This window comes from Caballeronia choica, assembly GCF_001544535.1.
Taxonomy (GTDB): domain Bacteria; phylum Pseudomonadota; class Gammaproteobacteria; order Burkholderiales; family Burkholderiaceae; genus Caballeronia; species Caballeronia choica.
In genome coordinates this window covers 40,835-54,003 of record NZ_FCON02000049.1, presented here as the reverse complement: position 1 = coordinate 54,003, position 13,169 = coordinate 40,835, and the positions used below count along the sequence as shown (strand labels likewise).

7 protein-coding genes, 1 tRNA gene and 1 pseudogene are annotated in these 13,169 nt (G+C 59.2%); 3 read left to right on the top strand and 6 right to left on the bottom strand.

Translation table 11 applies throughout. The annotated features are described in order from the left end of the window. Positions 1-64: 64 nt before the first annotated feature. A complete protein-coding gene (locus AWB68_RS21405) occupies positions 65-1,597 on the top strand; it encodes a DUF927 domain-containing protein (RefSeq protein WP_087646346.1) in 1,533 nt (510 codons plus the stop codon). A gap of 661 nt (positions 1,598-2,258) precedes the next feature. After that, positions 2,259-2,803: pseudogene (locus AWB68_RS49575) on the top strand (IS4 family transposase); the annotation flags it as partial. Positions 2,804-2,824: 21 nt separating this feature from the next. Here AWB68_RS49575 and AWB68_RS21395 read toward each other — a convergent pair. The 6 genes from AWB68_RS21395 to AWB68_RS21365 form a co-directional block, all read right to left on the bottom strand. Beyond that, positions 2,825-3,610, bottom strand: coding sequence for a DUF6065 family protein (locus AWB68_RS21395; RefSeq protein ID WP_125482990.1), 786 nt, complete (start codon positions 3,608-3,610; stop codon positions 2,825-2,827). Between the two features lie 1,074 nt (positions 3,611-4,684). Next, positions 4,685-5,722, bottom strand: coding sequence for a tetratricopeptide repeat protein (locus AWB68_RS21390; protein ID WP_087646344.1), 1,038 nt, complete (start codon positions 5,720-5,722; stop codon positions 4,685-4,687). Between the two features lie 48 nt (positions 5,723-5,770). Next, the gene (locus AWB68_RS21385) at positions 5,771-6,802 is read right to left on the bottom strand and encodes a hypothetical protein (protein ID WP_087646343.1); all 1,032 of its coding nucleotides are present in this window, start codon (positions 6,800-6,802) and stop codon (positions 5,771-5,773) included. Positions 6,803-8,600: 1,798 nt separating this feature from the next. Further along, positions 8,601-8,690, bottom strand: a tRNA-Ser gene (locus tag AWB68_RS21375). A gap of 114 nt (positions 8,691-8,804) precedes the next feature. Then, positions 8,805-10,103, bottom strand: a complete 1,299-nt coding sequence (gene serS / locus AWB68_RS21370; RefSeq protein ID WP_087646341.1) for a serine--tRNA ligase — start codon at positions 10,101-10,103, stop codon at positions 8,805-8,807. 173 nt (positions 10,104-10,276) lie between these two features. Further along, the gene (locus tag AWB68_RS21365) at positions 10,277-11,593 is read right to left on the bottom strand and encodes a replication-associated recombination protein A (RefSeq protein WP_087646351.1); all 1,317 of its coding nucleotides are present in this window, start codon (positions 11,591-11,593) and stop codon (positions 10,277-10,279) included. Between the two features lie 215 nt (positions 11,594-11,808). On the opposite strand from AWB68_RS21365, the gene cytX reads away from it, so the two are divergent. Further along, complete coding sequence (gene cytX, locus AWB68_RS21360) at positions 11,809-13,131, top strand: putative hydroxymethylpyrimidine transporter CytX (RefSeq protein ID WP_087646340.1); 1,323 nt, start codon at positions 11,809-11,811, stop codon at positions 13,129-13,131. Positions 13,132-13,169 lie beyond the last annotated feature (38 nt).

The following is a 13,169-nucleotide window of genomic DNA, read 5'->3' as shown; positions in this document are numbered from 1 at the left end:
CGGCTACGCCGCCTTCGACTCCTCACCACCGGCCAGGATAGTTGTCAACGACCGGACACTGTAATTGTCGCGCTCCAAGGATGCCGAATATGGCCGCCTGCTCGAAATCCGATCGCCGTCGGGCCATTGGAAAAAATGGGCGATGCCGATGGCGATGCTCGCGAGCGATGGCAGCGAGGCGCGCGCCGTACTGCTGGGTGCGGGCCTGACATTCGATTATCTGCACAATCGCAACGGCGTGTTGCAGTACATCGCCAGCCAGACACCTGAGCGCACCATGCGCGCGGCGACTGCAACCGGCTGGCATGACGGCGCGTTCGTGCTGCCCGCGCGGGTGATCGGCGCGGACGATATCTGGTTCCAGACGATGGGCCGCGTTGCGCCGTATGCGTGCGCAGGAACGATGGACGGCTGGCGCGAACTGGCCGCGCTCGCGAGCGGCAATCCGCTGTTGATGCTCGGCATCATGACGGCGTTTGCAGGGCCGCTGCTCAAGCCACTTGGGATGAGCGGTGCGGCGCTACATCTGTTCGGCGATTCGTCCATCGGCAAGACGACTGTGCTGCGCGGCGGCGCGAGCGTATGGGGCGGTGAGCAGTTCCCGCGCACATGGCGCGCGACGGCGAACGGACTGGAGGGCGCGGGCCTGATCCACTCTGATACGCTTTTGCCGCTCGACGAAATCGGCGAGATCGACTCGCGCCAGCTGTACGAAATCGCCTACGCGCTCGTCAACGGCACCGGCAAAAGCCGTGCGAATAGGTACGGCGAAGCGAGGCAGGCGGCGCGCTGGCGGGTATTTGTGCTGAGTACCGGCGAAACGACGCTTACAGCGCGCATGTCTGCCGGCGGCATCACCGCAAAGGCAGGTCAGGAGATGCGTTTTCTCGACGTGCCGTGCGAGGCGACCTGGGGGTTGTTCGACACGCTGCACGGTCGCACATCGGGCGGCGCTCTGTCCGACGAGATTCGCGAACTCGCAGGCAGCCACTATGGCCACGCGGGGCCGCTGTTCGTCGAATCGCTCGCTCGCGAACTTGCGACCGGTCTGGAGCTATCCGCGCTGCTGAGGCCGGTTCTCGAAAAATTCGGCGCGCTGGACGGACAGCACCGGCGCGCAGCGCAGACGTTCGCCGTGTGCGCGCTCGCTGGCGAGCTTGCGATCCGCTGGGGCGTCGTGCCGTGGACGGCGGGCGAGCCGACTGAGGCCGCAGTCCGTGCGTTCAATCTGTGGCGCGGCAGGCGTCAGGACAGTGCGCAGGGTTCCGAGCACGCAGCGATTCTCCGGGCCGTCGCGGACTATATAGAGCGGCACGGCGACAGCCGCTTTTCGAACATCGACGGTAGCGGCGAGATGATCCGCGACCGGGCCGGGTACTGGAAACACGACGGTGAGAGTCGGCTCTACCTGTTCACATCGGGCGGGCTCGAGGATGCGACGAAGGGTTTTGACTTCTCACGCGTTAAGGCGGCACTGGATCAAGCGGGCGCGCTGGCGAAGGAAACCGGACGTCTGACGAAAACGACCCGCAAGCCGGACGGCACGCTCGCGAAGCTCTATCACGTCAGCCCGGATGCCCTGCCGTCTGGCGAATAGCGAATAGCGAAGCAGGAATGCGCTTTTTTGACCGGGAACATCGGGAACACCGGGAACAACCTTTATTTGACGTGCATTTACGCTGTTCCCGCTGACTCTATGGACCGGGAACAATCGGGAACACGATGGCTTCTGTTCCCACTGTTCACACCTGATGCGGGGCACTGGGAACGGCACAAAGCTTTACCAGGCGAGGTGGTTCCCGATGTTCCCGCTGTTCCCGTCAGAAAAATGGGAGCGAGATCATGTTAGCGAGGGCGCTAGGGAGCGAGCGAAAAGGCCCGCAGGCAAAAAATCAAAAAACTACTGCCCCGGTTACTGACAAGAGCCCCTTCTGTCGGTTTTGTCAGTACCCCCGATTGCCGCAGCCGGCAGCGTGAACCCATGGCCGCGAAATCTCGAACCAGGGGCAACGGCGACGAGCGCGAAATTGCCGCGCTGGTACGTGACCTGACCGGCTTGGATCCACGACCGACGCCTGGAGTTAAATCGCATCCGGCGCCGAGGGTCCATGTGGGCTGACGGCTTGCGAGACTAGAGAAGCTTGAATGCGATAAGCGCGAGCAATACTATCGCTACCCATAGCAAACGTCGGATGCTGTTTTGGTTGTCGAGCACAGTCGTCATCAAAATTAGCGTCGCCGCGCGGGTCGAAGGCAAAAGCGTCGCTGCGACCTGTCTGGTGGCACGCGAGTTCGACGCTCCCTGCGGGCGTCAAGCCGATCGAATGGCGCTTGCTGACCAACCGCGTGGCAACGACCTTGGAAGAGGCGATCGAATTGATCGACTGGTATCGAGCGCGCCGGGAAATCGAGATGTTGTTCAACATCTTGAAGAATGCTTGCCGCGTCGAGGCGCTGCAGTTAGGCTCGATCCAACAGCTTGAGCGCGCACTGGCGCTGTTCCTGATAGTGGCTTGGCGCCGTGGCCTATCTGATGCGGCTGGGACGCACCAGCCCCGATCTGGACGCGCATCTGGTCTTCGATTCCGACGAAATTCGCAGTGCCTACCTGCTGACGAAAGTGCGCCGCCCGGCACAGCCGAAGCTCAACGAAGTGTTGGGACTGATCGCAAGCCTGGGCGGATTCCTCGGGCGCAAGAGCGACGGCGAACCCGGCGCGAAAACCATCTGGCTCGGACTCAGAGAAGTTCATATCGCCGCAAAAACATTGCGCTTGTTACGCGACGACGACAAATGTGTGTAACGCGATGGGCGAGTCCACGAGCTAGTCCACCGCCTGCACTGGACTGGCTGTGCCTTGATCTCTAATCTTCTCGAATTCCTTTAAGGCAATGCGTGTACGGTGTTCGGACGCATTGATGCAAGGCACGCCGTCTGCGCCCGGAGACGTGCCCTGGAAGTAGTGGCGCTGCCATCCGGCTTTGATAACCTCGGGTCGCAAAGATTTTAAATCGTTGTGGAAGGCTTCACGGCTCGCAGCCCACGCTTCGTAACGCGTCTTTAAGATTGGATCGTCCAATATATGCGACTCTCGGGGCGTCATCGCTTCTAGGACCGCGACTTGCAGAGGAACAATCGTACATATTGGTTCCGCACGTTCGAACGTCACCCAAATGTCCGATCGTGTGAACTTCCAATTCATCGTTGCTGTTGCAACGGCCCAGTCTGCTTCAACCAACCCTTCCAAAGACTGTATGGCATCCTTCGGAAGATTTGCAGGCCCTCTCAGCAAAAGTTGGAAGCCAGCGGGAACTCTAAAAAGGAAGGGTAGCATGAACGTGATAATTCCATGACCAAAATGGCTGATCACGGACGAAGGCGAAGGCAACTCCGGTTCGAATATAACATCCTCAGCTAAATCCCCACCCCGCCACAACGCCCGAAACGCATTATCATTTAATATATTCCAGCCCAACTGATTTGCGAGCACCATAGGGAGACATCGGTAAGCATACCTTTGACTTGTTGCGTCCATCCAAACCCTGTCCACGCTCGATCGAACGAGTTTCATGTCAAATGGAAAACCATGTCGATAAGCCAGTAATTCCATGCTCGCCCTCCGGAATTCAAATAGCTATTGGGAGTGCCCTTTTGCGTCCGTCGCGCGCTTGCTCCAATCCTTTCCCGTTTTACGATTTGATAGACGCGTTCTTCAGACAATTTTGCGGCACCCTCCTAGACTAGCAACGTGCTCTTAGTGAACATTTATACGCGAATCCAACTTTGCTCTATTAATGACATCAGCCCAGTAGATAAATTGCTAGACATCACGCACCGGACCATGCGCGCTAATGGAATTCGGTTGCGATCTATCCGACACAACCCGCCTTTTCAGGAAACGCAAACTATCGGCGACTTAAGGCAGTGCGGAGCCCATGCGGCACTGACCGGAACGAGAAATCTAATGCATCCATGCAGAACTTATGCCGAATCTAACCAGTGGGCAATTTTCGTGCACATCTCCTTACAATAGCGCGGGCGGATTAAAGCTATAAACCATCACGGCAAGGGCAAAGGCGCCCCCCGCTCTAACGTAAGGCAGTCTGATTTTCAGCATTCCCGGAATTACGGCCCCAACACCTCCGGCGGCGACAGAAAGCACTACGCGAAAAATGAACGCGGTGTTCTTGCTCGGTTCAGGAATCACCACGGCTAGGAATAGCAGCACCGCGCAGAAGCAGGTTCCAAATGCAAATGCTAGATAGGTATCGAGGCGTGCCATAGATTGAATTAAGATTTGTAATGCCCAGAGCTACCCGCTTTATTCAAGGCCCGTCCGGAGGCGGCGGGGGGCTTTTTGGCGTGGTGGGTTGGGCCAAAATCAGGGTAGACGAACGATCCGGCCTGACGTTGCTGTGAGAACGCAGTGGTAATGGCTCGACGCTGGACGGTGGCGTGGGCGAGCCATAGACGGAAAGAGGCACCGTCATGAGTATTGTAATTATCAAAATGTGCTCCGGTTTTCTGTATTCACTTGAAACATGCGTCGTACGCGTCTCTTTGCAAAATAGGCGGGAATCCTTAGGATGTCAAGAGAATACCCAGCGCGACGAAGTCAGCTCCTCAGCGAAACCCTCTCGACGGCGGGAGTCCTGTTTCGGCGTCCGTATCATTTTTTCCGGAGCTAGCTGGATGGTTTTAAGAAGAACTGATCAGGCGGCAGTCCTGAATCGCATTTAAGGGGCGCCCCCGCCCAAGGTATTCGCTCTGAATTATAAGCTTCATAAAAAAACGTCCATATGAAATAGCGTTGCGTCGTTCCGAGCACGCGCAAGGACATTGCCAATTCATCGCGTATCGCCAAGGCGCGCTGAAAATATCTCTCTTTGTCTTGGGGCGAATTGGCTAATTTGGCAAGTTCGTAAAGTGCGCAAGCAAGATGATATCTTGCTAGCCGTTGAAGGTAGGGGGGGGCAGCATATTTTTCCAAAAGAAGAGTAAGATAATACTCCGCGCGATTGAGGTAAACTGCGTCTTGCGTAGCTTTCTGTTGCAACCAAATCGCAAGTGCCAGGCGGCCTGAATGATAAATTGACAGATAGGCTGCGGATGTATCGCTTTCGGCCTGTCGCTTTTGATCAAGCCGTGTCGTATATGCAGTTTTGAAGTCTCCGCTTCCTTCTTGCGCTAGCGCCAGGTGATTTAGTAGATCCGCCTGGGTAAATGCTTCGGCGCAACTTTCATTTTTTTTAAGGCGCGTAATTTTCACAAGGAAATCGCGCGCGGCATGGTAGTCCCCGAGTTGTTCGCTCAATGTCGCTTGGTTGTACAGAATCGTCCTGCATTTCGGGACCTTAGCGACCGCCTCCGCCAAGGTTCGAGATGCGCCTACATAGTCGCCCTTGACCATTAATCCGTTAGCGTTTCGCACAGCGAGATCCGCGACTGTCTGCCTTTCTGTCCTGACTACAGCGGGAGGATTTAAGGCATAGGTCGCGGTTGCGGCAACGAGCGCGGAACCAATGCGAAGCACTTTCAGATTGATTTCCAGGAAATCGGGGATGAGTGACGCTACGCCAGCAGCCGCGATCGCTAGAATGATTCTACAAGTCCTGAAGGCACTGGGACTGAGATCGGGTGTACGCGCCACTAGAAATAAGATGGCAGCGGAAAACGACACCCCAAAAGCGAAAGCCAACATTCTTTCATTGAAAATTTTCATAGGAACATGGATTGATGATCGCAAAAATTCCGGACGAGAGGATCCAGGCTATTCGACGTAGGTAGGCTCAATTTCGGCAATGTCTAGGGGCTCGCTGCAAGGCGCTGGGGTGCCATAAAGATGCACCTGCCGCTTCCAAAGGAGCATGCCGACGATTGTTCTCGTGTCAAAGCTTTGATGCCCGCGAAGTGACTTTACTAGGCGGACGAACTCCTTTGTTTTTTCTTTTGATTGAGTAGAATATCGCAGCGCCGTACTTGGATTTGTCTCGGCTTTCGCTTTGAGAGCATAGGCGCACGCCAGCGAGTAGGTTCCCCAAATTCGCGCCTTGTGGGTCGGCCATTCGCAGTTAGGCGTCGAAAGCATTGCTAACGCGTAGTTCAGTAAGTCATCGCCTTGATGGACACGCGTGGCCTGCCGAAGAAGTAGCGACAGTCGCCCAATATCTAGGTTGGCTGCACACAGACCGCCAGGGGTTTTGCTGTCTTTCTTTCGCTCGAGGTCCTCATCCAGCGCCCCTTGGATGTTACCCAAGCTTTCTTCAACGATCGCCAAATTCCAGTGGATGTCCGATTCACTTATCGGAGTTTCTTCATGGACGTCCTTGTATAACGAAAGTGCGGTCTCCAAGTGCTCTTTCGCACTTAAATAACGGGAATTGTCTATATCCTGAATTGCGAGGTAATATGGTAGTTCGATGTAGGTCTTTTCCGTAAGTTCAGAAGCCTTTCGAGATTGCTCAACTGCCCTCGCAAGATCGCCGTTAAAGAATAGTTGCCTTGCATCGCTTAGTAGCTGATTCGACTGTACATAATTAGCTTCAGCAATCAGCCTGGGCGGATTAGCGAATCCAACAAAGCAAAACACAAAAATGGGTGCACCGCTCCGGATGATGCGCGTGCGGATGTTTATGTGCTGTAAGAGGATGGTGGTAACGGATGCGGCTGCTAATGCCAACAGTATTTGGCAAACAAAGAGTGCCGCCGAAGACAGATGCGGTACTACGACTGCAACAGCCAAAATACTTATGCAAAACACCACCCCGAACCCGAAGGAAAGGTAAGTGTCGAATTTTTTCAAGGTTTTTTCCTACGGAAACGCTAATGCGGAATCTATAGCCGTCCGATCGTGAGAAAGGACCATCGCTCTCACGAATGGACAAACTAACCCATGATCTTTATAAGGCTCGTCGGCTCGTCCGAGCATATATTTGTCGACGCCATTTTTAGAAGAGTAAACGGTCGTGTATCAAAATGAAAAATCATCCCGTGAAGGTGGCAAGGAGGCGCTCAAGCCGGCAGAGTGCCGCCATCACGAGTTAATCCACCCCGGCAGCGCTCCTCATATCAATATAAACGCGAAACTATCCACCGCCTCCATTGCCTGACGACGAGGGCGGCGGCGGCGGGGTCGTAGGTTGCGCCAGCAGCGTCTCAGGATTGGCCACCGGTTTTTCTCTGGCATTTACATACCGTTGTTGTGCTACGACGTCAAGCGTATTCGTGACTGTTCCGCCGACCGCCAGCGGTATGGCTACCAACACGGTAATTATCATGATTACCCCCGGGCTATCATTTAAGAATGAGCGGGAACTTAAAAGAACCTGCACAAATCGGATTGCCCCGCCAGTTGAAGCTAGGTTGAAAACGACGTTCTGTCAAGGATAGTCCGACTTTCATCAACGATTAAGGATGCTTTCCATGAAAAGCCTGATCGATTGATCTGGTTTTCTCGCACAAAAGGCGAACCCTGTTTGGCAGGCGACAGCGCCGTTGTATCAAATCTCAACCGGCTCGATCGGTCGGACGACTTTCGTGGTCCTCGCATCACTCATTCCATTCAGCCATAATCTTTGGCGCTTCGTGAAATCTTGCGGAGGCGGCGGCCCGCCGCGCGCTGGGCGCGCTTTGCAGGCATGGCGTACAACGTCTGCGCCATTGTCGGCTACATCGGCCTCGGCTTTCTCGTGGACGCGTACGGCCGTAAGCTCGTTACGTGTGCAGTGAGGTTTAGTGACGCCCTCACCGTGTTCTTTGTCGTCGGGTATCGAGCACGTGCCGACCGAATGAACACGAATGACCGCTTCACCTTGGAAGCGGCCGATATGGTTACGCCGGGTGAGGCGCCGATGCGGGTCGTGAGGCGCCGGTCGCGCTCGCTCGACGGTTGCCTTCCATGAGAGCAGCGTTGTCGGGGAGCCATCCCGTGCAAAAATGCGAAATCTGCGGTTTTGCCGGGTGCGGGCTCACTCAGTTGCTTCGGATATCGCTTTCCGGAGGGAAACCATCGTTAGCGAACATGCAGATCGGTCCGTCCGGATCGCGTTTTTCCGGCCGCACAATAGATGGTCATACCGGGGGCGTATATGACGAAGTTTGACGTTGCGGCGCTCGCAAGGCACCGCGAACACCTGAAAGCCGAAGGTTATAGGCGCATCAGTGTATTTGTTTCACAACGACTGCAATGCCTGCTAGCCAATCATCGGCGACGTGGTGAAAGCACCGGCGCGCTCCTTGATCGGTTGCTCGTCGCCGAACTAGTAGCGCGGCCGCACTGTTCTGTCGACAACGTCCGAGACGCGAGGATGATTCGCCGTACGCAGAATCAGATTCGGCATACCTGCCGGCCGAGTAACAGCGGGCCGCGAACGCTCTCTGTCAAAATTCGTGAACCGGACGGAAGCGGCGTGCTCATCACGTCGCGCGACGCGGTCCGATTCGAAAAGGGAAACGAGCCATCGTAAGGGAAACCAGTGGCGGCCCCGCGCGCGCGAGTGCACACGCCTCGTGCGGTGCAGCGAATCGTGAGCGTGCTATATGGGATGAAGTATGGGAATTTTGCAGGTGCGTCCTGCGAAGCCTTGTGAGACAAGGCTGGATGGCGGAAAGGGTGAGATTCGAACTCACGGTACCCCTAAAGGTACACTGGATTTCGAGTCCAGCGCATTCGACCACTCTGCCACCTTTCCGTTTAAAACCAACCGTTTCCGGCCTTCGCTAGCGGGTCGTTGCTGAGCGAAGTTCAAGATTATAGCGAAGCCGTTTTCGCTCGCCAAGCCCCTTTTTGCATCTTCTGCGAAAAATCACTTGGCCTTCGCGACTTCGAGCCGCTCGATCCCGCCGATATAGGGACGCAATGCCACCGGCACCGTCACCGAGCCGTCCGCGTTCTGGAAGTTCTCCAGCACGGCCACGAGCGTACGGCCGACCGCCAGCCCCGAGCCATTGAGCGTGTGCACGAACTCCGGCTTGCCCTGCGCGTTCCGGAAACGCGCCTGCATCCGCCGCGCCTGGAACGCCTCGGTGTTCGAGCAACTCGAAATCTCGCGATAGGTCTTCTGCGCTGGCAGCCACACTTCGAGGTCGAACGTCTTCGATGCCGAGAAGCCCATGTCGCCCGTACACAGCGTAATCACGCGATACGGCAGCTCCAGCTTCTGCAGGATGGCTTCGGCATGCCCGACCATCTCGTCGAGCGTCTCGTACGATTCCTCGGGCGCCACGATCTGCACCATCTCGACCTTGTCGAACTGATGCTGGCGAATCAGGCCGCGCGTGTCGCGCCCGTAAGACCCCGCCTCCGAGCGAAAGCACGGCGAATGCGCCGTCAACTTGACCGGCAGCGCGTCCGCATCGAGGATGCTGTCGCGCACGGTGTTCGTCAGCGAAATCTCGGACGTCGAGATCAGGTACTGCGTGACCGTGTTCTCCTCGCCGCCCTTCTCGACGCGGAACATGTCGTCGGCGAATTTCGGCAACTGGCCCGTGCCGTAGAGAATCTCCGGATTCACGATGTACGGGGTGTACGCCTCGGTGTAGCCGTGCTGCTCGGTATGCGTGTCGATCATGAACTGCGCGAGCGCGCGATGCAGCCGCGCGATCTGTCCGCGCAACAGCGTGAAGCGCGCGCCCGAGAGCTTCGCGCCGGTCTCGAAATCGAGGCCGAGCGGCGCGCCGACATCGACGTGATCCTTCACCTCGAAATCGAACGTGCGTGGCGTGCCCCAGCGGCGCACTTCGACGTTCTGCGTTTCATCGTCGCCGACCGGCACGCTTTCGTGCGGCAGGTTCGGCACGCCGAGCATCAGGTCCTGCAGAAGCTTCTGGATCTCGTCGAGTTGCGCCGCCGATGCCTTCATCGTGTCGCCGATACCGCCGACTTCCGCCATCACCGCCGACGTGTCCTCGCCGCGCCCTTTGAGTGCGCCGATCTGCTTCGACAGGCTGTTGCGGCGCGCCTGGAGTTCTTCGGTGCGCGTCTGGATCTCGCGGCGCTCGGCTTCGAGCGACGAGAACGCGGCGACGTCGAGTGTGTAGCCGCGATCGGCGAGACGTTTCGCGACGCCGTCCAGGTCTTTGCGCAGGAGTTGGATGTCGAGCATGGCGGGGCTGCTTATTGAGTAATCGGAAGCGGCGATTTTAGCGCACGGGCGCGGCGGGCCCACGCAAATGGCCGGGCAATTCCGCGAAATTGCCGACGGGATTGACGAAACCCCGCGTTGTTTCAAGCGCGGTCGCAATCGCCGCTAGAAAACCAATGGCGATGAAAAGCGGCTCACCGCTTCTTCTCGTCCTTGTGCTCGCGCCGCCACTGCGCATCGAGTTCCGCAAGCCGCGCCATCTTGTCCCCGATCTTGCCTTCCAGCCCGCGCGGCGTCGGCTCGTACCAGTGCGGATCACGCATGCCGTCCGGCAGATACGTCTCGCCCGCCGCATACGCGTCGGGCTCGTCGTGCGCGTACCGATACTCGTGGCCGTAACCCAGCTCCTTCATCAGCTTGGTCGGCGCGTTGCGCAGATGCACCGGCACGCCGCGCGACTGATCCTTGCCGACGAACCTTCGCGCCTCGTTATACGCCTTGTAGCCCGCGTTCGACTTCGGCGCGACCGCGAGATAGATCAGCGCCTGCGCGAGCGCCAGTTCGCCTTCGGGCGTGCCGAGCCGCTCGTAGGTTTCAGCAGCATCGAGCGCGATGCGGCCCGCGCGCGGGTCGGCGAGACCGATGTCCTCCCACGCCATGCGCACGATGCGCCGCGCGAGGTAGCGCGGGTCCGCGCCGCCGTCGAGCATGCGGCAGAACCAGTAGAGCGTCGCGTCGGGATTGCTGCCGCGCACCGATTTATGCAGCGCGCTGATCTGGTCGTAGAACGCGTCGCCGCCCTTGTCGAAACGGCGCAGGTTCTCTGCGAGCGCGCTGCCGAGCAGCGCGCCGTCGATGTCCTTCGTCTTCTTCTGCGCGGCCGCGCGCGCGACGATCTCCAGGTTGTTCAGCAGCTTGCGGCCGTCGCCATCGGCGGAACCGATCAACGCGTCGCGGGCTTCGTCGGTGAAGGTCAGGCCGCCGAGTTCCAGTTGCGCCCGATCGAGCAGCTCCTTCAGTTCGTCGGCGTCGAGGCTTTTCAGCACGTACACCGCCGCCCGCGACAGCAACGCGCTGTTCACTTCGAACGACGGATTCTCGGTCGTCGCGCCGACGAACACGAACAGCCCCGACTCGACATGCGGCAAGAATGCGTCTTGCTGGCTCTTGTTGAACCTGTGCACTTCATCAACGAACACGAGCGTCTGATGCCCGTTCGCGCGATGGATCTGCGCGGTCTCGACGGCTTCGCGGATGTCCTTCACGCCCGAGAGCACCGCGGACAGCGAGATGAACTGCGCGTCGAAGGCATCGGCCATCAGGCGCGCAAGCGTCGTCTTGCCGACGCCGGGCGGGCCCCAGAGGATCATCGAATGGGCCTCGCCCGATTCGAACGCGACACGCAACGGCTTGCTGGCCCCGAGCAGGTGCTTCTGGCCGATCACGTCGTCGATCGTGCGGGGACGCAGGCGCTCGGCGAGCGGGACGATGCCACGGTTTTCTTCGAACATGAGCTTTGAGTGACGCAGGTTGGCAAAGGCGGCGATAATCTTTCGCTTTTCGGGATGGACTCGCGGCGAAAGCCGGCGCAAGGACAGGCGCGCCGGAAAACGGGTCATTATGACAGTCGGGGGCCGCGCACGGATCGTGCCGCGCCGGTCGCAGCCAATCGCCGCCGATCGCCAGAACCGCCGCCTGGACACGACAAGATAGGGACGAAACTCCAATGGGACAAGAGAGCACTCAATTGAACGAAACCGCCGGTGAGACCTACGCGCCGCTTTTGCCGGTACCCGCGGAGCGCCGCGCCTTCGCCACGTCGGACGCCTTCGCGCTCTGGTTCTCGCTCGGCATCGGCTTGCTGGTCGCGCAGGCGGGCGCGCTGCTCGTGCCGGGGCTGTCGCTGCCGCACGCGCTGACGGCCATCGCGATCGGCACGGCGATCGGCGTCGTGCTGCTCGCGCTCGCGGGCGTGGTCGGGACGGATACGGGGCTCGCCGCGATGTCGTCGCTGCGGCCGACGCTCGGCGTGCGCGGCGCGTCGGTGCCGGCCGTGCTCAACGCGGTTCAGCTCGTCGGCTGGGGTTCGTTCGAGATCATCGTGATGCGCGATTCCGCCGATGCGCTCGCCAAACAGTCGTTCGGTCTCTCGATGCCGCTCATCTGGACGCTCGCCTTCGGCGTGCTCGCGACGCTGCTGGCAATCACCGGCCCGCTCTCCTTCGTGCGCCGCTTCCTGCGCACTTGGGGCATCTGGCTGCTGCTGGGCGGCGCGGGCTGGCTGTCGTGGAACCTGCTTGCGAAGCACGATCTCGCCGCGCTGATGAACCGGCCGGGGACGGGCGAGATGGCGTTCGGCGCGGGTATCGACCTGGTCGTCGCGATGCCGCTTTCGTGGCTGCCGCTGATCGCCGATTACACGCGCTTCGGCCGCAGCGCGGGCGGCACGTTCCGCGGGACGCTGCTCGGGTACGGCATCGCGAACCTCTGGTTCTATGCGCTCGGCGCGATCTACGGGCTACAGGCGGGCGGCGGCGACGCGCTCCTGACCGTCGCCTTCGCGCAGGCGGGCGGCGGCATGGCGCTGCTCCTGATCCTCATCGACGAAATCGACAACGCGTTCGCCGACATCCACTCGGCGGCGGTATCGACGGGCACGTTCTGGGCGCGCGCGAGCGTGCCGGTGCTGTCGGCGGCGTTCGGCGCGCTCTGCACGCTGGTGGCGCTCGTCGTGGAGATGGGCAAGTACCAGAACTTCCTGCTGCTGATCGGCTCGGTGTTCGCGCCGCTGTTCGGCGTCGTGCTGGCGGATCACTTCATCGTGAGACGGCGACGCATCGATGCGGCGGTGCTCGCCGATATCAACGGCCGCTATGGTTTTTCGGGCGGCTGGCACATGAGCGCGTTCGTCGCGTGGGCGATCGGGATTGCGGCCTATCACGCGATCAACCAATGGCTGCCGAACCTCGGCGCGACGTTGCCGGCGTTGCTGCTCGGGGCGGTCTGCTATCTGCTGCTGGTGTCGGGCAGGCGCGCGGCACTGGCTTGATGCGGGGTCGATCGTTCGCGTTTGCGCGAGTCCGCACG

Bases quoted from the DNA above. Each gene is read 5' to 3' on its own strand.
- AWB68_RS21395 (WP_125482990.1), bottom strand. From the start codon at position 3,610: ATGGAATTACTGGCTTATCGACATGGTTTTCCATTTGACATGAAACTC.
- AWB68_RS21390 (WP_087646344.1), bottom strand. From the start codon at position 5,722: ATGAAAATTTTCAATGAAAGAATGTTGGCTTTCGCTTTTGGGGTGTCG.
- serS (WP_087646341.1), bottom strand. From the start codon at position 10,103: ATGCTCGACATCCAACTCCTGCGCAAAGACCTGGACGGCGTCGCGAAA.
- AWB68_RS21365 (WP_087646351.1), bottom strand. From the start codon at position 11,593: ATGTTCGAAGAAAACCGTGGCATCGTCCCGCTCGCCGAGCGCCTGCGT.
- cytX (WP_087646340.1), top strand. From the start codon at position 11,809: ATGGGACAAGAGAGCACTCAATTGAACGAAACCGCCGGTGAGACCTAC.